Consider the following 19,580-nt stretch of genomic DNA (forward strand, 5'->3'; position numbering starts at 1 on the left):
GCGCGGCGCTATTTGTTGCGGTAGCGCTGCTCTGGCGTGACGCACAAATATTACCGCCAATGCTTTCCAGACTGGCGCATTTATCGTTCTTCTGGATGATTTTACTGGCGCTCGCGGTTGAGCTGTTCTGGTTCGCGCAGGGGCTGCCGTGGGGAAGGGCAGCGTGGGGTAGCGGCCTGATGATGGCGGCTGGCGGGCTGCTTATTTTCCTGATTTATCAGTCTGTTCATCGACAAATCTGGCCGTTTCGCATCTGGCCTACCCTCTATTCTGTTCAGGCGATGGTTCCCGTTGTGCTGGTGCTGGTCGGTCTGCTCGTGCTGACCAATTTACAAGATGGCGTGGTTTATCGTCAGACTTATCTGCCGTTGCTCAACCCGCTGGAAGAGGGCGCAGCTTTTGCCCTGCTGGGCTTGGTGGTGTTTTATCGCGCGTCTGAACGCTATTTCCCGGCGCAGCTTTCGGTATGTCGCCCATGGCCGGTTGTGGCGCTGATGGCGCTCAGCTTTTGGTGGCTCAATGGTGTGCTGCTGCGCGCATTGTCCTGGTATGGCGAGGTTGCGTGGCGTGTAGACACACTATGGGATTCACGGCTGATTCAAACCTGTTTTGCTCTGTTCTGGATGCTGGCGGCATTGGTGGTGATGCTGCGGGCGACCCGGCGCCGCTCGCATCGGGAATGGCTGTGTGGCGCGGTATTGCTGGGGATAGTCATTGTGAAACTGATGCTGGTGGACAGCGCAGGAGGAGGCGGCCTGGCGCGCGCGGTTGCGTTTATCGGTGTGGCCATTCTGGTGTTGATTATCGGGTATTTTTCACCATTACCGCCCAAAGCTGGAGAAGAAAAATGAAATGGATGAAAGCGGTGTTATGCAGCGTACTGCTGGGCGTGACAGGCGCGGCGGTAAGCAGCGATGAAGTGAAAGAGTCTCCGGCGGACTACGTAACGGGGGTGACGCTGGAAACTACGGGCACATCGCCGTGGTATCGCCTTTCGCTACCTCCGGCGGTGTATCCGGGTACCGCCTGGGCGGATTTGCGCGATGTCCGGGTCTTTAACCATCTGGGGGAGACGGTGCCGTTTACTCTGGTGGCGCAGAAAACCCAGCCCGTTACGCCAGAGGCAGTGGCGCTGCGTTTTTTCCCGCTTGATATGTCACCGGTTGTGCCGCGTGAGGAGGGGCAACGAGGCGGAGACGCTATTGTTTTACGCTCGAAGAGCGGCATTGAAATTCATTTGCAAAGTGATGATGTCAAAGCGCTCGGCCAGAGCTATTTACTGACGCTCCCGGAAGAGACGAAAGATGCCTTTTCACTGGCGCAGTTACGCCTGAACTGGGACTCGCAGGCGGGCAACTGGCAGGGGAAAGCCTCGGTTTATGCAAGCAGTGATTTGCGCTACTGGCGACCCGTGCAGGAAGATGCGCCGTTAATGGATCTGACGCGTGATAACGATCGCCTGAAAATGGACACCATCAGCGCCAGCCTCACGCTCTCTGTGGAGGCGACTCGCTACCTGCTTGTGATCCTCGACTCGCAAAGTCCGGCGCTGACGTTAAACAGCGTGAGCGCGATAGCGGCCAGCAGCGAGCCGGAATCCGAGCGTATCGTGATTGAAGCCCAGGGGAATAAGGTTTCGGATGACGAAGCCGTCTGGCGATGGGCGCAGCCCCAGCCGCTGACCTCGCTTCGCATCGATCTGGAAAGTGAAGGTGTTTTACCGGTGGAACTGGCCTGGCGCAGCGCTGAAAAAGAGCCCTGGCAGCCGCTGACAAAAACCATGCTTTACAATCTGGACTGGAGGAGTGCGGAAGATATTCATCTTTCCGGTCAGTTGGTTGAGGCCGTCCGGATGACGACCATTAACGCCCGCTTGCCAGAGAGGCTGCCTGAGTTGAGCGGCATGCGCGACAGTTATCAACTGGTGTTTAATACGCAGGGCAAAGGGCCTTATATGCTGGCGTGGGGAAACAGGGCGGCGAAAAAGGCAGATGTTGGTCTCGATATGCTGATCCCGGCGTCGCTGCGTAAATCGCAGGAGATAGATTATCTACCGTGGGCGACTCTTCAGGAGAGCGTGGCGCTTGGTGGTGAAGCGCGATTGACGGCAACGTCAGTAGCTGAGCAACAAAGCCAGTGGAAAACGTTGTTGGTGTGGGGGGCGTTAATTCTTGGGGTCGCCGTACTGGCGCTTATGGCGTGGCGAATCTGGCGTGAAGTGAAAAAGGATAATCCGACATAGACCAATAAAAAAGGCCCGCATTTGCGGGCCTCTTACGATTCATGCCAATTACAGGCTGGAAACGTTCTCGGTCAGGTATTTTGCCACGCCGTCCGGAGACGCGTTCATACCTTCTTTACCTTTTTCCCACTGTGCCGGGCAAACGTCGCCGTGCTCTTCGTGGAACTGCAGCGCGTCAACCATGCGCAGCATTTCGTCGATGTTACGACCCAGCGGCAGATCGTTAACCACCTGGTGGCGAACAACGCCGTTAGCGTCGATCAGGAAAGAACCGCGCAGAGCAACGCCCGCTTCCGGGTGCTCGATGCCGTAGGCTTTCTGGATTTCGCGTTTGATGTCAGCAACCATTGCGTATTTCACTGCACCGATGCCGCCTTTGTCGACAGGGGTGTTACGCCATGCGTTGTGGACAAATTCAGAGTCGAAGGAAACGCCAACAACTTCCACGCCGCGCTTCTGGAATTCTTCGTAACGTTTGTCGAAAGCGATCAGTTCAGACGGGCAAACGAAGGTGAAGTCCATCGGCCAGAAGAACAGAACGGTAGTTTTACCGTTGGTATGCTGTTTGAAGTTGAAGTTTTCAACGATCTCACCGCTACCCAGTACCGCAGCTGCTGTGAAATCCGGAGCCTGACGAGTTACCAGTACCATATAATTCTCCTGCAATGTTAAGGGTTTTTTGGAACGCAACGCGGGCCAGTATAGAGAGTGTTCGCGAATAAGACAAAGAGGCGCTGGCAATCAATGAGACAGGTTTTGTCTATCAATCTTTTGCCGGATGGCGGCTACTGCTTATCCGGCGGCTAATACGGGCTGTAGTCAAAGGGTTTTACGCTGCGCCTGTTCCATCATTTGCGGATAAAACTGCCAGAACCGTTCCTCTAACGCATCGTAATGCGTATCCAGGTCATACCATGAGTCACGCAGGGCATCGAGTCGTGGGCGGCGGCTGGCCATGCCATTCAGGACGTTCTGGATAAAATCCATGTCCCGATAGCGCTCAAGCCATTTCTCTGACCACATATAGTTGTTTAAATTGATAAAGCGCGGTGGCGATTCAGGCAAAATAGTGGTCACCTGGGTGCGTGCATAGCGGACAAAGTCCGCCAGCGGGAAGTCGGGGGATATTTCCGACCAGTGGCGCGACAGAAAATGATCCCACATTACGTCCAGCGTAATCGGCGCGACACGGCGCGTTTCGCTGCGAAACCACTCTTTGGCTTCACGCACCTGCGGCAGGTTATCGGTCATCACGTCGATACGACGGTGCATGAAGATGCCTTCCACCACGTCAGGCGAATAGTGCGTTTCCGGATTGCCCCGGACAAAGTCGGCCAACAAATTGCCGGAAAGCGAGCTGTCGGCGAGGTGAGCCAGATGCAAATGTGCAAGAAAATTCATATCCACTTCATCCTTCAAACTGCCTCTTTGTTGGCTGCCTTCACTCACCCCAGTCACTTACTTGAGTAAGCTCCCGGGGACTCATTCAGTTGCCGCCTCGATGCATCTTGAATGATTTTGTGTATAGATTATGTCTTTTAACTTGAGGGGTAAAGGTTGCAGGGAGGACGCCCCGGCACTAGACTACCCGCCTCTTATTTTAGTCTGAGTCAGTGTCATGCGCGTTACCGATTTCACCTTTGAACTACCCGAATTCCTGATTGCCCACTATCCGCAAGCTGAGCGCAGTAGTTGCCGCTTGCTGTCTTTGGACGGGCCGACGGGTGCGCTGACGCACGGTACTTTCACCGATTTGCTCGATAAGCTCAACCCTGGCGATTTGCTGGTCTTTAACAACACCCGCGTTATTCCGGCGCGTCTGTTTGGCCGTAAAGCCAGCGGCGGCAAGATTGAAGTGCTGGTCGAGCGTATGCTGGATGACAAACGTATTCTGGCGCATATTCGCGCCTCGAAAGCGCCGAAGCCGGGGGCCGAGCTGCTGCTGGGCGACGACGAAAGTATTAAAGCAACGATGGTGGCACGCCATGACGCGCTGTTTGAAGTCGAGTTTAACGACGAGCGCAGCGTGCTGGATATCCTTAACGCCATCGGCCATATGCCGCTGCCACCGTATATTGACCGTCCGGATGAAGATGCCGATCGCGAGCTGTATCAGACCGTGTATAGCGAAAAACCGGGGGCGGTCGCCGCGCCGACTGCGGGTCTGCACTTTGACGATCCGCTGCTGGCTAAGCTGCGCGATAAAGGCATTGAAATGGCGTTCGTCACGCTGCACGTGGGCGCGGGGACTTTCCAGCCGGTGCGCGTAGACACCATCGAAGATCACATCATGCACTCCGAATATGCGGAAGTGCCGCAGGATGTCGTTGATGCTGTGCTGGCGGCGAAAGCGCGCGGCAACCGCGTGATTGCGGTGGGCACCACCTCCGTACGTTCACTGGAAAGCGCGGCACAGGCGGCCAAAAACGACCTTATCGAGCCGTTTTTCGGCGATACGCAAATATTCATTTATCCTGGCTATAAATATCAGGTGATTGATGCCCTGGTAACCAACTTCCACCTACCGGAATCAACGCTGATCATGCTGGTTTCCGCGTTTGCTGGTTATAAAAACACCATGCACGCCTATCATGAAGCGGTAAAAGCGGAATATCGCTTTTTTAGTTACGGTGATGCGATGTTTATCACGTACAATCCGCAGGCTATTTCTGAGCGTGTCGGGGAATAAATCCGCGATATGAGTATTTAAAACGTCGGACTGTTTTTCTGACGCAGGAGTTAAGATGAAATTTGAACTGGATACCACAGACGGTCGCGCTCGCCGCGGCCGCTTGGTTTTTGATCGTGGCGTAGTAGAAACACCTGCTTTTATGCCGGTCGGTACTTACGGCACCGTGAAAGGCATGACGCCGGAAGAAGTTGAAGCAACTGGCGCGCAGATTATCCTCGGTAACACCTTCCACCTGTGGCTGCGCCCGGGACAGGAAATCATGAAACTGCATGGCGATCTGCACGATTTTATGCAGTGGAAAGGGCCAATCCTCACCGATTCCGGCGGCTTCCAGGTTTTCAGCCTGGGTGATATCCGTAAGATTACCGAGCAGGGCGTGCATTTCCGTAACCCGATCAACGGCGATCCGATTTTCCTCGATCCCGAGAAATCAATGGAGATTCAATACGATCTCGGTTCCGATATCGTCATGATCTTCGACGAATGTACACCGTATCCGGCCGACTGGGACTATGCTAAACGCTCGATGGAGATGTCTCTGCGTTGGGCGAAGCGCAGTCGGGATCGTTTTGATAGCCTCGGCAACAAAAATGCGCTTTTTGGCATTATTCAGGGCAGTGTTTACGAAGATTTACGTGATATCTCCGTTAAAGGTCTGGTAGACATCGGTTTTGATGGCTACGCTGTCGGCGGTTTGGCTGTCGGTGAGCCGAAGGAAGATATGCACCGCATCCTGGAGCATGTATGCCCACAGATTCCGGCAGATAAACCTCGTTACTTGATGGGCGTCGGCAAACCAGAAGATCTGGTTGAAGGCGTACGTCGCGGTATCGATATGTTTGACTGCGTGATGCCAACGCGAAATGCCCGTAATGGTCATTTGTTTGTGACTGACGGCGTGGTAAAAATTCGTAACGCGAAACATAAAAGCGACACCAGTCCGCTCGATGCTGAGTGTGATTGCTACACCTGTCGCAATTATTCGCGCGCTTACTTGCATCATCTCGACCGTTGCAACGAAATATTGGGCGCGCGACTCAACACGATTCATAACCTTCGCTACTACCAGCGTTTGATGGCGGGTTTACGCAAGGCTATTGAAGAGGGTAAATTAGAGAGCTTCGTGACCGATTTTTACCAACGTCAGGGTAGACCAGTTCCACCTGTGAACGTTGATTAATTTTAATAATGAGGGAATTTGAATGAGCTTTTTTATTTCTGATGCGGTAGCGGCAACAGGTGCTCCGGCGCAGGGCAGCCCGATGTCTCTGATTCTGATGCTGGTGGTGTTTGGTCTGATTTTCTACTTCATGATCCTGCGCCCGCAGCAAAAGCGCACCAAAGAACACAAAAATCTGATGAACTCCATTGCGAAAGGCGATGAAGTGCTGACTAACGGTGGTCTGGTGGGTCGCGTGACCAAAGTAGCAGAATCTGGCTACATCGCTATCGCGCTGAACGACACCACTGAAGTGGTTATTAAACGTGATTTCGTAGCTGCCGTTCTGCCGAAAGGCACCATGAAGGCGCTGTAATTTATTGTTTTCCCAAAGGGAACTGCCGTGTTAAACCGTTATCCTTTGTGGAAGTATGTCATGCTGATCGTCGTTATTGTCGTCGGTCTGCTCTATGCGCTTCCCAACCTGTATGGTGAGGATCCGGCTGTTCAAATCACTGGCGTGCGCGGTGCCGCCGCCAGTGAGCAAACGCTGATCCAGGTCCAGAAAACGTTACAAGAAGATAAAATCACACCTAAGTCTGTGGCTCTGGAAGAGGGTGCTATTCTTGCGCGCTTCGACTCCACTGATACCCAACTGCGCGCTCGTGAAGTGTTAATGGGCGTATTGGGCGATCAATACGTCGTGGCGCTTAACCTTGCACCGGCAACTCCACGCTGGCTGGCAGCCATTCACGCAGAACCGATGAAACTCGGTCTTGACCTGCGTGGCGGCGTTCACTTCCTGATGGAAGTAGATATGGACACCGCGCTGAGTAAGTTGCAGGAACAAAATATCGATAGCCTGCGCAGCGATCTGCGTGAAAAAGGCATTCCTTATACTACCGTTCGCAAAGAAGATAACTACGGTCTGAGCATCACCTTCCGTGATAGCAGCGCTCGTGATGAAGCTATCTCTTACCTGAGCAAGCGTCACCAGGATCTGGTTATTTCCAGCCAGGGCAGCAATGCTCTGCGTGCGGTGATGACCGATGCGCGCCTGAGCGAAGCCCGTGAGTACGCGGTACAGCAGAACATCAACATTCTGCGTAATCGTGTTAACCAACTGGGTGTTGCTGAGCCGGTGGTCCAACGTCAGGGTGCTGACCGCATTGTGGTCGAACTGCCAGGCATTCAGGATACCGCGCGTGCGAAAGAAATTCTGGGCGCTACCGCGACGCTGGAATTCCGTCTGGTGAACACCAACGTTGACCAGTCTGCTGCGGCATCCGGGCGTGTACCGGGTGATTCGGAAGTGAAACAGTCTCGTGAAGGTCAGCCGGTTGTGCTGTACAAACGCGTGATCCTGACCGGTGATCATATCACCGACTCCACTTCCAGCCAGGACGAATACAATCAGCCGCAGGTTAACATCTCGCTGGATAGCGCGGGTGGTAACATCATGTCCAACTTCACCAAGGACAACATCGGTAAGCCGATGGCGACCCTGTTCGTGGAGTACAAAGACAGCGGTAAAAAAGATGCCAACGGTCGCGCAGTGCTGGTGAAACAGGAAGAGGTGATTAACATCGCCAACATCCAGTCTCGCCTGGGCAACAGCTTCCGTATCACCGGTATTAACAACCCGAACGAAGCGCGTCAGCTTTCTCTGCTGTTACGTGCCGGTGCGTTGATTGCGCCGATTCAGATTGTTGAAGAACGTACCATCGGTCCTACCCTGGGTATGCAGAACATTAAACAGGGTCTGGAAGCGTGTCTGGCCGGTCTGGTGGTGTCTATCCTGTTCATGATCTTCTTCTATAAGAAGTTCGGTCTGATCGCGACCAGTGCGCTGATTGCTAACCTGGTACTGATTGTCGGTATTATGTCGCTGCTGCCGGGCGCTACGCTGAGTATGCCGGGGATTGCGGGGATCGTCTTAACCCTTGCTGTCGCGGTCGATGCGAACGTACTGATTAACGAACGTATCAAAGAAGAGTTGAGTAACGGGCGTTCGGTGCAGCAGGCCATCAATGAAGGTTATGCGGGCGCATTTAGCTCCATCTTTGATGCGAACATTACGACGCTGATTAAGGTCATTATCCTGTACGCAGTTGGCACCGGGGCAATTAAAGGGTTCGCGATTACTACCGGTATTGGTGTGGCGACGTCGATGTTTACCGCGATTGTCGGTACACGTGCCATCGTAAACCTGTTGTATGGCGGCAAGCGCGTCAAAAAGCTGTCAATCTGAGGAGTGCGAAGTGGCACAGGAATATACTGTTGAACAATTGAACCACGGCCGTAAAGTCTGGGACTTTATGCGCTGGGACTACTGGGCTTTCGGCATTTCAGGTTTCCTGCTGATTGCGGCCATCGTGGTGATGGGCGTACGTGGGTTTAACTGGGGTCTCGATTTCACCGGTGGTACGGTAATTGAAATCACGCTGGAAAAACCGGCCGATATGGACGTGATGCGCGATGCGCTGGAGAAAGCGGGCTTTGTTGATCCGCTTCTGCAGAACTTCGGCAGCAGCCACGACATTATGGTGCGTATGCCGCCAACTGAAGGCGCAGACGGCGGTCAGGTACTGGGCAGCAAAGTGTTGAGTGTGATTAACGAATCCACCAACCAAAACGCCGCGGTGAAACGAATTGAATTCGTGGGTCCGAGCGTGGGTGCGGACCTGGCGCAAACCGGTGCAATGGCGCTGATGGCGGCGTTAATATCCATCCTGGTGTACGTCGGTTTCCGCTTTGAGTGGCGACTGGCGGCAGGTGTAGTTATCGCTCTGGCGCATGACGTGATTATCACACTTGGGATCCTGTCGTTGTTCCATATCGAGATTGATCTGACTATCGTCGCATCGTTGATGTCGGTAATCGGTTACTCGCTGAACGACAGTATCGTCGTATCTGACCGTATTCGTGAAAACTTCCGCAAAATTCGTCGCGGTACGCCTTACGAAATCTTTAACGTGTCATTGACTCAGACGCTGCACCGTACGTTGATTACGTCCGGTACGACGTTGATGGTTATTCTGATGCTGTTCCTGTTCGGTGGTCCGGTACTGGAAGGCTTCTCGCTGACGATGCTGATCGGTGTTTCCATCGGTACTGCATCTTCTATCTACGTAGCATCGGCGCTGGCGCTGAAGCTGGGTATGAAGCGTGAGCACATGCTGCAGCAGAAGGTTGAGAAAGAAGGGGCGGATCAACCGTCAATTCTGCCTTAAACTATTAAGAGTGAAGATACTGGAATCCCGATCGCAAGGTCGGGATTTTTTTTGCCTGCGATTTGCTAGCAGTCCATTATCTTTTCCGGTCGCCATACTACTGACAGTATGCTGTCAGTAGCCCTGTCTTATAGTCCTTCTGAGATTACCCACACAGGCAGGAGGAAGTATGAATAACGTAATTAGCTGGTTTGAAATCCCCGTGGCACAAATGGAGCGCGCCATTGCTTTTTATGAGCCAGTGATGCAGGTTTCTTTGCGTCGTGAGAATATGGACAGCGCGGAGCTGGCCGTATTTCCACATCAGGATCCCGCTCCCGGCGGGGCGCTGGCTAAATTTGACGGTATTACGCCTTCAGCGCAGGGCGCTATTATTTATCTGCATACGGACGATTTGGCTGCAACGCTTAAACGCGTCGCCACCGCTGGCGGTCAGTGCGTGTTTGGTCCGCTCGAACTGGGGCAGGATATTGGCACTATTGCGCTGTTTACTGACAGCGAAGGCAATCGCGTTGGTTTACATCAACCCGCGTAATATTTTCAGGACTGAGGATTAAAATGACCAGACGCGCCGACCGCTTGTTTCAGATTGTACAAATCCTGCGTGGCAGGCGAGTGACAACGGCGGCGCTGCTGGCAGAACGTCTTGAGGTTTCTGAACGGACGATTTATCGCGATATCCGCGATCTCTCTTTATCCGGCGTGCCCATTGAAGGAGAAGTGGGCAGTGGATACCGCTTAATGGCGGGGTTTGATCTGCCGCCGTTGATGTTAACGCATCGCGAATCAGAAGCGTTAATGGTAGCGATTCGGTTGCTGAAAACATGGGGCGGGGATTCACTTTCACAGGCGCTGGAATCCGCGCAGGAAAAAGTGCTGGCGATATTGCCGCCAGAGTGTCGGCGCAGAGCCGAGCAAACGCGGGTTTTCGCGCCAGATTTTGGCAATCAGCCGCATTCACGCAGTGCTTTTGATCTCATACATCGCGCGGTTTCGGCGCAGCATGTGTTGGCGCTGCATTATCGCGACGAGTCCGGGAATCTCTCCTGGCGCGACGTTCAGCCGCTGGGGTTATTTTTCTGGGGTGAGCACTGGTTGCTGGTTGCCTGGTGTGAGAAACGTGACGATTATCGCTGCTTTCGTGTTGATCGGTGTCTGAAGATCACGCCGCTCGACAGGCATTTTCGTGAATCTGCAGATCGCTCGCTAAGTGACTTTTTACGTAAAGTACGCTGTGAAGACCAGCCATAAAAAAGCCAGCGGTTAAGCTGGCTTGTCTGCGATAAATTGGCAGGATTAGAAGTTGTAACCTACGACCAGGTAACCACCCCAACCGGTAGATTTCGCGCTGAAGTCGCCTTCGCCCCAGTTCAGAGTATCTCCACCTTTCCACTGGCCGCCGTTATGGAAATAACGCGCTACTACGGAGTAGTGCCAGTGATCGTAGTTCAGCGCCAGGACGTGGCTGGAAGCGATAGAGTTGCTGGTGCGGTTCGGATCATCACCCAAATCGGAGCCCCAGTCGAAGTTGGTGAAGCCGATGTAGGTCAGTTGGCCGCCCCAAACCTGGGTGATCGGCACGAAGTATTTCACTTTGAAACGGTAGCCATCCCACTCGTTTTCGTTGGATGCGCCATAGTTCTGCCACTGGTATTTAGCATACACGTTCAGGGACAGACCCATCGGCAGACCGGTATCGATATCGGTACCCAGACCCATATACCAGGTGCTCTGGCGGCTGGCTTTGTTATCACCCATATCGTAGATGTAGTTGTTGGCGAAATACCACTCTTTGAACGGACCAAAGCTCAGGTCAGCACCGGTCAGTTTATCGATGGAGAAACGCGGTTCGATTTCCATAAACAGCGGGGAACCGTCAGACCAGATGCCTTTATCGTTGCCGTTACCCCAGTCGAAGGTTTTCGGAATATCGATGTAGCCATAGAAGTCAAACCAGTCTTTTTTGGCAAACGCTTCGTATTCCAGATAAACGTCGTTGTTCAGTTTCGGGGAGAAACGGGTGTGGTAGCTTCCCACTACGTTGACGCTCTGGTGCCACCAGTCGGACAGATATTGCGGTTTGTCATTTTCTGCAGCGTTGGCAGTAAAAGACGAGGAGAGCGCCAGCACTGCACCGGCTGCAAGTAATGTTTTTTTCATATGTATGCCACTGTTTGAAATCCCTTTCGGGAGTGAAAAAGGCGCAAATTGCGTTTCTAAATATTTCGTGTTTCTTCGGAGCCTATTATAAAAATCATTGTTCACAAAAATATGTGTTGTTTCACAGTTCTATCATTTACGTAATCGATTGCGTTCACGTTTGCTTACTTTAGGCGGCGAATTGTACTGGCTCCCATGAATGTTGCCAAGTTTTACCAGAAATATCGGTTATGTCAGGTGAGTAACAAAACGGGCCGGAGTGATGTTGCGGAACGCACAAAACGTCCCGCAAAAAAGTTTATTGATTAACAGGCTGGATGTCGTGGATACGAACAAATCCTAACTGGTCCGGAGAGAGGCCATTTATCTGCAGCGGAATGTCTACGTCGCTGGGAGCAAGGATACTTGCCGGGGCCGTTACCAATTGGTTCTGAACGTTCGTTTCCTGATAGTTATCCGTGGTGCCCTGAATTTGTCCATACTCGACGGTGGCGCTAAAGGCGGGTAAAGGCGTAGTGGATTCACCCTGAATACGTAATGTAAGCCGCGTGCCGTCGGCGTTCGGCGCAATATTGACAAGTGACATCCGTAACATGCCAATCTGGCTGTCCAGTCGGGCTGGTGTATTGGAACCCGGCAGCAGATAGGCTCCGCTGGTTGATTTGGCATTCAACATATTTTGTTGTGTAATTTTTACCGTTTCCTGATTTAGCTGTGTCATCTCTTTATTCAACGTGCTAACGCTTTGATGCATCTGGCGTACTTCGCTTTGCTGTGCGCATGCGCTAAGACTAAAGAGACTTCCCACCAGGAGAATTCTTAGGTAACGTCTTGTCATTGTGATTACTTCCTTCATTGTCGCGATAGCATAATGGTAGTGCGCACCGAGCACGAAGGCATCGATCCTTTGTCTCAAAAGCGCTGCGCCTTTGTTGTCACGCCAGTTCAGGGTAAAATAGATTTCTGTTAACCACTGAGGACAGGACGCCGTATGCATTGCCCATTCTGTTTCGCCGTAGACACTAAGGTAATTGACTCTCGTCTTGTAGGCGAGGGCTCCTCAGTACGCCGCCGTCGGCAGTGTCTGGTCTGTAACGAACGTTTCACCACTTTTGAAGTGGCTGAACTTGTCATGCCGCGCGTTGTGAAAAGCAACGATGTGCGTGAACCCTTTAATGAAGATAAGCTGCGCAGCGGCATGCTCAGAGCGCTTGAGAAACGTCCGGTCAGCTCAGATGACGTCGAAATGGCGTTGAACCATATCAAATCACAACTGCGTGCGACTGGCGAGCGTGAGGTGCCGAGCAAAATGATCGGCAACCTGGTGATGGAGCAGTTGAAAAAACTCGATAAAGTCGCCTACATCCGCTTTGCCTCGGTTTACCGGAGTTTCGAAGATATCAAAGAATTTGGCGAAGAGATTGCTCGCCTACAGGACTAAGCCATGCAGGATGAATTGTACATGGCGCGCGCGCTGAAGCTTGCTGCGCGCGGACGTTTTACCACTCACCCCAATCCCAACGTGGGCTGCGTGATTGTCAAAGATGGGGAGATCGTCGGTGAAGGGTATCATCACCGCGCGGGCGAACCGCATGCCGAAGTCCACGCTCTGCGCATGGCTGGAGAAAAAGCGCAAGGGGCGACTGCCTATGTAACGCTTGAACCCTGCAGCCATCATGGTCGTACACCCCCGTGCTGCGATGCGCTGATTGCCGCAGGCGTGTCACGTGTGGTAGCAGCGATGCAGGATCCCAATCCGCAGGTAGCAGGTCGTGGTCTCTACCGTTTGCAGCAGGCGGGCATTGACGTCAGTCACGGGCTGATGATGAGCGAGGTTGAGCAGCTTAATAAAGGCTTTCTCAAGCGTATGCGTACGGGATTCCCCTACGTGCAGCTTAAACTTGGTGCGTCGCTTGATGGGCGTACGGCGATGGCCAGTGGTGAAAGCCAGTGGATAACCTCGCCGCAGGCGCGTCGCGATGTGCAACGATTACGGGCGCAAAGCCATGCCATCTTAACCAGCAGCGCTACGGTGTTGGCTGACGACCCTCAGCTTACCGTGCGTTGGTCGGAACTTGGGGAGTCAACCCAGGCGAGTTACCCGCAGGAAAATCTGCGCCAGCCTATCCGCATTGTTGTTGATAGCCAGAATCAGGTCACGCCGGAACACCGTATTGTGCAACAGCCTGGAGAAACCTGGATTGCCCGGACAAAAGATGATCCTCGTAGTTGGCCGGAGACGGTGCGCAGCCTGAAGGTGCCGGAACATAACGGGCATCTGGATCTGGTGGTGCTGATGATGCAACTGGGCAAGCAGCAAATTAACAGCATTTGGGTTGAAGCAGGTCCAACGCTTGCGGGCGCGTTATTACAGGCCGGTCTGGTCGATGAGCTAATCGTGTATGTTGCGCCTAAACTGTTAGGCAGCGATGCACGAGGATTATGTGTGCTTCCAGGCCTTGAGAAACTGGCTGACGCCCCCCATTTCAAATTCAACGAAATACGCCATGTAGGTCCGGACCTTTGCCTGCATTTAGTGGGCGCATGATCTCCCGGTTCGAAAGGGAAGCAGCGCACAGATTATTATGATAAAATCCGCCCCCCTGCGGGGTCTAGTGAATCCGAAGGAAGAATATGAACATTATTGAAGCTAACGTTGCTACCCCGGACGCTCGCGTCGCCATCACCATTGCGCGTTTCAACAACTTTATCAATGACAGCCTGCTGGAAGGTGCGATCGACGCCCTGAAACGTATTGGTCAGGTTAAAGATGAAAACATTACCGTCGTTTGGGTTCCGGGCGCGTATGAGCTGCCGCTGGCAGCCTCAGTACTTGCAAAATCCGGTAAATACGACGCGGTGATTGCGTTAGGTACGGTGATTCGTGGTGGTACCGCGCACTTCGAATATGTGGCTGGCGGTGCAAGCAATGGCCTGGCGCATGTCGCTCAGGACAGTGGCATTCCGGTAGCCTTCGGTGTTCTGACCACCGAAAGTATTGAACAAGCCATCGAACGTGCTGGCACTAAAGCTGGCAACAAAGGCGCAGAAGCTGCACTGACTGCACTTGAAATGATTAATGTATTGAAAGCCATCAAGGCCTGATTTTTGTAAGGGGAAATCCGTGAAACCTGCTGCTCGTCGCCGCGCCCGTGAGTGTGCCGTCCAGGCGCTCTACTCCTGGCAGTTGTCCCAGAACGACATCGCTGATGTTGAATACCAGTTCCTGGCGGAACAGGACGTAAAAGATGTCGACGTTCTGTATTTCCGTGAACTGCTGTCCGGGGTGGCGACTAACAGCGCGTACCTGGATGGATTAATGAAGCCTTATCTGTCTCGTCTGTTGGAAGAGCTGGGTCAGGTAGAAAAAGCCGTGCTGCGTATTGCGCTGTTTGAACTGTCTAAACGTAGTGATGTGCCGTACAAAGTGGCCATCAACGAAGCGATTGAACTGGCGAAAACCTTCGGCGCTGAAGACAGCCATAAATTCGTGAACGGCGTACTGGATAAAGCAGCACCTGTGATTCGCCCCAACAAAAAGTAATCCCGAGGCCGGCTGGATGGTGGAACTTGTTTCCGCTGCCCCCGGCTTTTTCTTTTTTTTCTGCTGAGGCATAACGTATGGCATGCGGCGAATTTTCCCTGATTGCCCGTTATTTTGACCGCGTAAGAACGTCTCGTCTTGATGTCGAAACCGGTATTGGTGACGATTGCGCACTTCTGAACATCCCTGAAAAACAAACGCTGGCGATCAGCACTGATACGCTGGTGGCAGGCAACCACTTCCTCCCCGACATTGATCCCACCGATCTCGCCTGGAAAGCGCTGGCGGTGAATTTGAGCGATCTGGCGGCGATGGGAGCCGATCCTGCGTGGCTGACGCTGGCGCTCACACTGCCTGACGTCGATGAAGCCTGGCTTGAAGCCTTCAGCGATAGCCTGTTTGAACTCCTCAATTACTATGATATGCAGCTGATAGGTGGTGACACCACGCGTGGGCCACTGTCGATGACGCTGGGTATCCACGGCTACGTCCCTGTTGGACGGGCCTTAAAACGCTCCGGTGCGAAACCGGGGGACTGGATTTATGTGACCGGTACGCCGGGCGACAGCGCGGCCGGGCTGGCGATTTTGCAGGATCGCTTGCAGGTGGCAGATGCAAAAGACGCAGACTATCTGCTTAAACGTCATCTGCGTCCAACGCCGCGTATTTTGCAGGGACAAGCCCTGCGCGATCTGGCCAGTGCGGCTATCGATATTTCCGACGGCCTGATTTCCGATCTGGGGCATATCGTCAATGCCTGCGGCTGTGGGGCACGGGTTAACGTCGATGCGTTGCCATATTCCACGGCATTTGCCCAACACGTTGAGCCGGAACAAGCCCTGCGCTGGGCGCTTTCGGGGGGTGAAGATTATGAGTTATGCTTTACCGTACCGGAAATTAACCGTGGCGCACTGGACGTGGCGCTGGGAAATCTCGGTGCATCGTTTACCTGCATTGGGCAGATGAGCGCGGACGTGGAAGGCATTCACTTTACGCGCGACGGAAAACCCGTCACGTTCGACTGGAAAGGATATGACCATTTTGCCGCGCCTTAAAAAAGATGTCGCCAAAAGCCGCCTGAGTATGCGCAATCCGTGGCACCTGTTGGCCACCGGTTTTGGCAGCGGGCTGAGCCCAATTGTTCCAGGCACGATGGGATCGCTGGCGGCGATCCCTTTTTGGTATTTAATGACGTTTCTGCCGTGGCAGCTGTATTCACTGGTGGTCATGTTGTCTATCTGTATCGGCGTTTATCTGTGCCATCAAACGGCGAAAGATATGGGCGTGCACGATCACGGTAGCATTGTCTGGGACGAGTTTGTCGGGATGTGGATAACCCTGATGGCGCTGCCGACCCACGACTGGCAGTGGGTCGCCGCCGGATTTGTGATTTTCCGTATTCTGGATATGTGGAAGCCGTGGCCGATCCGTTGGTTCGATCGCAACGTGCATGGCGGTACGGGGATCATGATTGATGATATTGTGGCCGGAATACTCTCTGCCGGAATTTTGTATTTTATCGGCCATCACTGGCCGGTAGGTATCATTTAAATGGGCTTGCCGGATGGCAGCGTAAACGCCTTATCCGGCCTGGAAACACGATGTCGGTTTCGTAGGCCCGATAAGCGCAGCGCCATCGGGCAATGCCAGATTATTTAAATCCGACCACCGGATGCTGTTTGTACGGCGTTTCCAGCTCGGCAATCTGCTCTGGCTTCAGCGTCAAATCCACCGCATTAAGTAACTCATCCAACTGTTCCTCGCGTGAAGTGCCGATAATCGGCGCTGCCACACCCGGTTTGCTCAGCAGCCAGGCCAGCGCAACCTGCGCACGCGTTACGCCTAATTCCTCACTGACACCGGTCAGCCGCGCGGCAATTTGCGCGTCGTTTTCATCGCTCTCAGAGTATAAATTTTTACCGACTTCATCAGAAACCAGACGTGCGGTCGTTTCTCCCCAGGGGCGCGTCAGGCGACCACGCGCCAGCGGACTCCAAGGGATCACCGCGACGCCTTCCTGATAGCAAAGCGGCAGCATTTCGCGTTCTTCCTCACGGTAGATCAGGTTGTAGTGATCCTGCATGCTAACGAACTGCGCCCAGCCGTGTTGTTTCTGTAAAGCCAGCGCCTGAGCAAACTGAGACGCGTGCATGGATGAGGCGCCAATATAGCGAGCTTTACCGGCTTTCACTACGTCGTTAAGGGCTTCCAGCGTTTCTTCGATAGGCGTATTGTAATCCCAGCGGTGAATTTGCAGGATGTCCACATAGTCCATACCCAGGCGTCTGAGGCTATCGTCGATTGAGCGCAAGATTTGTGTGCGGGATAATCCTTCCGCTAAATCATCAACCTGGTGAAAAACCTTGGTGGCGACCACGACCTCTTCTCGGCGGGCGAAATCACGCAGCGCGCGGCCGACAATCTCTTCGCTGCTACCAGCGGAGTAGCTGTTGGCGGTATCAAAAAAGTTAATGCCGCCTTCAAGAGCGTGTTTGATTATCGGGCGGCTGCTTTCTTCTGGTAGCGTCCAGGCGTGATTGCCGCGATTGGGCTCGCCAAACGTCATGCAACCCAGGCAAAGGCGGGAGACCCGTAGGTCGGTTTTTCCTAAGGTGTTGTATTTCATTAATCCACTCCTGCTATGCTCGTGATGAGTTAAGCATAGCAGGAGCGGGGAGGGGATTATGCCAGCCAGGCCTTGATTTTGGCCTCAATTCCGGCGGCATTAAGTCCCAGCTCGGCGCGAGCCTCGTCCTGAGTTCCCTGCGGGATGAAGAAGTCAGGCAGGCCAATGTTCAGCACCGGAACAGGCTTGCGATGGGCCATTAGCACTTCGTTTACGCCGCTACCAGCGCCGCCCATAATGGCATTCTCTTCGAGGGTGACCAGCACCTCGTGTTGGGCTGCCATTTCGAGGATCAACGTTTCATCCAGCGGTTTCACAAAGCGCATATCAACCAGCGTGGCGTTCAGTGACTCTGCGACCTGAGCGGCTTCCGGCATTAGGGTGCCGAAGTTGAGAATCGCCACTTTCGCACCGTGACGCTTCACGATGCCTTTGCCGATTGGCAGATGTTCCAGCGGCGCCAGCTCAACACCCACCGCGTTACCGCGCGGATAACGTACGACCATTGGACCGTCGTTGTAGTGATAGCCGGTGAACAGCATCTGGCGACATTCGTTCTCATCGCTTGGGGTCATAATGACCATTTCCGGGATACAGCGCAGGAAAGAGAGGTCGAACGCCCCTTGGTGGGTTTGTCCATCTGCGCCAACGATACCCGCCCGGTCGACGGCGAACAGGACCGGCAGTTTCTGGATGGCGACATCATGCAGTACCTGATCGTAAGCGCGTTGCAGGAAGGTGGAGTAAATAGCCACGACCGGCTTATAACCGCCAATCGCCAGACCGGCTGCAAACGTCACCGCGTGCTGCTCGGCAATCGCCACATCAAAGTAGCGATCCGGGAACTTACGTGAGAACTCCACCATACCGGAGCCTTCGCGCATCGCCGGGGTGATCGCCATCAGCTTATTGTCTTTCGCCGCGGTCTCACACAGCCAGTCACCGAAGATTTTTGAATAGCTCGGCAGGCCGCCGCTGCTTTTCGGCAGACATCCGCTGGATGGATCGAATTTGGGTACCGCGTGGAACGTAATCGGATCTTTTTCCGCTGGCTCGTAGCCACGACCTTTTTTGGTCATGATGTGCAGGAACTGTGGACCTTTGAGATCGCGCATGTTCTTAAGCGTGGTGATAAGCCCCAGCACGTCGTGACCGTCCACCGGACCAATATAGTTAAAGCCCAGCTCTTCAAACAGCGTACCCGGTACAACCATGCCTTTGATGTGCTCTTCGGTACGTTTGAGCAGTTCTTTAATCGGTGGTACACCGGAGAACACTTTCTTCCCGCCTTCGCGCAGCGAGGAGTAGAGTTTGCCTGAGAGCAGTTGCGCCAGGTGATTGTTCAGCGCGCCGACGTTCTCTGAAATCGACATTTCGTTGTCGTTGAGGATAACCAGCATGTCGGGCTTAATATCACCCGCGTGGTTCATCGCTTCAAATGCCATGCCTGCGGTGATTGCACCGTCCCCAATCACACAAACGGTACGGCGTTCCTTGCCTTCTTTCTCGGCGGCAACCGCAATACCGATACCTGCGCTGATGGAGGTTGAGGAGTGCCCAACGCTCAGTACGTCATATTCGCTCTCACCGCGCCATGGGAATGGATGCAAACCGCCTTTCTGCCGAATGGTGCCGATTTTATCGCGGCGGCCGGTCAGAATTTTGTGCGGGTAAGCCTGATGTCCCACATCCCAGATTAACTGGTCAAACGGGGTGTTGTAGACGTAGTGCAGCGCTACGGTGAGTTCCACCGTGCCCAGACCAGAGGCGAAGTGCCCGCTGGAACGGCTTACGCTGTCGAGCAAATAGCGGCGCAGTTCGTCGCAAAGCTTTGGCAGGCTCTCTTTTGGCAGCAGGCGTAACTCCTGAGTGGAGTCGACCAGCGCCAGGGTCGGGTATTTGGCTATATCAAAACTCATCGCAA

21 protein-coding genes are annotated in these 19,580 nt (G+C 53.6%); 15 read left to right on the forward strand and 6 right to left on the reverse strand.

Going from position 1 to position 19,580, the window contains the following annotated elements:
* Positions 1–851, forward strand: an 851-nt coding sequence (locus BZK42_RS07180) for a DUF2339 domain-containing protein (RefSeq protein ID WP_143329693.1), incomplete at its 5' end; no start/stop codon positions are given.
* Entirely contained in the window at positions 848–2,242 is a 1,395-nt protein-coding gene (locus BZK42_RS07185; RefSeq protein WP_080858946.1) for a DUF3999 domain-containing protein, read from the forward strand. The genes BZK42_RS07180 and BZK42_RS07185, both read left to right, overlap by 4 nt.
* A gap of 48 nt (positions 2,243–2,290) precedes the next feature.
* On the opposite strand, the gene BZK42_RS07190 is transcribed toward BZK42_RS07185, so the two are convergent.
* A complete protein-coding gene (locus BZK42_RS07190; RefSeq protein WP_003021524.1) occupies positions 2,291–2,893 on the reverse strand; it encodes a peroxiredoxin in 603 nt (200 codons plus the stop codon).
* Between the two features lie 168 nt (positions 2,894–3,061).
* Positions 3,062–3,643, reverse strand: a complete 582-nt coding sequence (acpH, locus tag BZK42_RS07195; protein ID WP_019076154.1) for an ACP phosphodiesterase — start codon at positions 3,641–3,643, stop codon at positions 3,062–3,064.
* Positions 3,644–3,860: 217 nt separating this feature from the next.
* Here acpH and queA point away from each other — a divergent pair, with 217 nt between their 5' ends.
* The 7 genes from queA (at position 3,861) to BZK42_RS07230 (ending at position 10,577) form a co-directional block, all read left to right on the forward strand.
* Complete coding sequence (gene queA, locus BZK42_RS07200; RefSeq protein ID WP_080858947.1) at positions 3,861–4,931, forward strand: tRNA preQ1(34) S-adenosylmethionine ribosyltransferase-isomerase QueA; 1,071 nt, start codon at positions 3,861–3,863, stop codon at positions 4,929–4,931.
* 55 nt (positions 4,932–4,986) lie between these two features.
* Positions 4,987–6,114 (forward strand): tRNA guanosine(34) transglycosylase Tgt, encoded by a 1,128-nt coding sequence (tgt, locus tag BZK42_RS07205; RefSeq protein WP_003021535.1) that lies wholly within the window; start codon positions 4,987–4,989, stop codon positions 6,112–6,114.
* Between the two features lie 22 nt (positions 6,115–6,136).
* Positions 6,137–6,469 carry a preprotein translocase subunit YajC gene (yajC, locus tag BZK42_RS07210; protein WP_003021544.1) on the forward strand — a complete coding sequence of 111 codons (333 nt, stop codon included), beginning with the start codon at positions 6,137–6,139 and terminating at the stop codon, positions 6,467–6,469.
* Between the two features lie 27 nt (positions 6,470–6,496).
* Positions 6,497–8,344: a protein translocase subunit SecD gene (gene secD, locus BZK42_RS07215; RefSeq protein WP_003021547.1), complete on the forward strand. Its 1,848-nt coding sequence runs from the start codon at positions 6,497–6,499 to the stop codon at positions 8,342–8,344.
* A 10-nt stretch (positions 8,345–8,354) separates the two neighbouring features.
* Positions 8,355–9,326 carry a protein translocase subunit SecF gene (secF, locus tag BZK42_RS07220; RefSeq protein WP_003021550.1) on the forward strand — a complete coding sequence of 324 codons (972 nt, stop codon included), beginning with the start codon at positions 8,355–8,357 and terminating at the stop codon, positions 9,324–9,326.
* Positions 9,327–9,495: 169 nt separating this feature from the next.
* Positions 9,496–9,861: a VOC family protein gene (locus tag BZK42_RS07225; RefSeq protein WP_016152028.1), complete on the forward strand. Its 366-nt coding sequence runs from the start codon at positions 9,496–9,498 to the stop codon at positions 9,859–9,861.
* Positions 9,862–9,884: 23 nt separating this feature from the next.
* The gene (locus BZK42_RS07230) at positions 9,885–10,577 is read left to right on the forward strand and encodes a helix-turn-helix transcriptional regulator (protein WP_047357691.1); all 693 of its coding nucleotides are present in this window, start codon (positions 9,885–9,887) and stop codon (positions 10,575–10,577) included.
* A 45-nt stretch (positions 10,578–10,622) separates the two neighbouring features.
* On the opposite strand, the gene BZK42_RS07235 is transcribed toward BZK42_RS07230, so the two are convergent.
* On the reverse strand, positions 10,623–11,486 hold the full coding sequence (locus BZK42_RS07235) for a nucleoside-specific channel-forming protein Tsx (RefSeq protein ID WP_003021561.1): 864 nt from the start codon (positions 11,484–11,486) through the stop codon (positions 10,623–10,625).
* Between the two features lie 298 nt (positions 11,487–11,784).
* Complete coding sequence (locus BZK42_RS07240) at positions 11,785–12,324, reverse strand: SadB/YajI family lipoprotein (protein ID WP_016155853.1); 540 nt, start codon at positions 12,322–12,324, stop codon at positions 11,785–11,787.
* A gap of 153 nt (positions 12,325–12,477) precedes the next feature.
* On the opposite strand from BZK42_RS07240, the gene nrdR reads away from it, so the two are divergent.
* The 6 genes from nrdR to pgpA all read left to right on the forward strand — a co-directional run bounded on the left by nrdR (position 12,478) and on the right by pgpA (position 16,581).
* Positions 12,478–12,927, forward strand: coding sequence for a transcriptional regulator NrdR (gene nrdR / locus BZK42_RS07245; protein WP_016152032.1), 450 nt, complete (start codon positions 12,478–12,480; stop codon positions 12,925–12,927).
* A 3-nt stretch (positions 12,928–12,930) separates the two neighbouring features.
* Positions 12,931–14,034, forward strand: a complete 1,104-nt coding sequence (gene ribD, locus BZK42_RS07250; protein WP_016152033.1) for a bifunctional diaminohydroxyphosphoribosylaminopyrimidine deaminase/5-amino-6-(5-phosphoribosylamino)uracil reductase RibD — start codon at positions 12,931–12,933, stop codon at positions 14,032–14,034.
* A gap of 86 nt (positions 14,035–14,120) precedes the next feature.
* Positions 14,121–14,591, forward strand: coding sequence for a 6,7-dimethyl-8-ribityllumazine synthase (gene ribH / locus BZK42_RS07255; RefSeq protein WP_016152034.1), 471 nt, complete (start codon positions 14,121–14,123; stop codon positions 14,589–14,591).
* Positions 14,592–14,610: 19 nt separating this feature from the next.
* Entirely contained in the window at positions 14,611–15,030 is a 420-nt protein-coding gene (gene nusB / locus BZK42_RS07260; RefSeq protein ID WP_000801129.1) for a transcription antitermination factor NusB, read from the forward strand.
* A gap of 77 nt (positions 15,031–15,107) precedes the next feature.
* Positions 15,108–16,085 (forward strand): thiamine-phosphate kinase, encoded by a 978-nt coding sequence (gene thiL, locus BZK42_RS07265; protein WP_075846808.1) that lies wholly within the window; start codon positions 15,108–15,110, stop codon positions 16,083–16,085.
* Complete coding sequence (pgpA, locus tag BZK42_RS07270; RefSeq protein ID WP_016152036.1) at positions 16,063–16,581, forward strand: phosphatidylglycerophosphatase A; 519 nt, start codon at positions 16,063–16,065, stop codon at positions 16,579–16,581. The genes thiL and pgpA overlap by 23 nt, the downstream gene beginning before the upstream one ends.
* Positions 16,582–16,681: 100 nt before the next feature.
* Here pgpA and yajO read toward each other — a convergent pair whose 3' ends face one another.
* Both yajO and dxs read right to left on the reverse strand, forming a co-directional pair.
* A complete protein-coding gene (gene yajO / locus BZK42_RS07275; RefSeq protein WP_080858948.1) occupies positions 16,682–17,656 on the reverse strand; it encodes a 1-deoxyxylulose-5-phosphate synthase YajO in 975 nt (324 codons plus the stop codon).
* A gap of 56 nt (positions 17,657–17,712) precedes the next feature.
* A complete protein-coding gene (gene dxs / locus BZK42_RS07280; RefSeq protein ID WP_080858949.1) occupies positions 17,713–19,575 on the reverse strand; it encodes a 1-deoxy-D-xylulose-5-phosphate synthase in 1,863 nt (620 codons plus the stop codon).
* Positions 19,576–19,580 lie beyond the last annotated feature (5 nt).

The organism is Citrobacter braakii (assembly GCF_002075345.1).
Classification (GTDB): Bacteria; Pseudomonadota; Gammaproteobacteria; order Enterobacterales; family Enterobacteriaceae; genus Citrobacter; species Citrobacter braakii.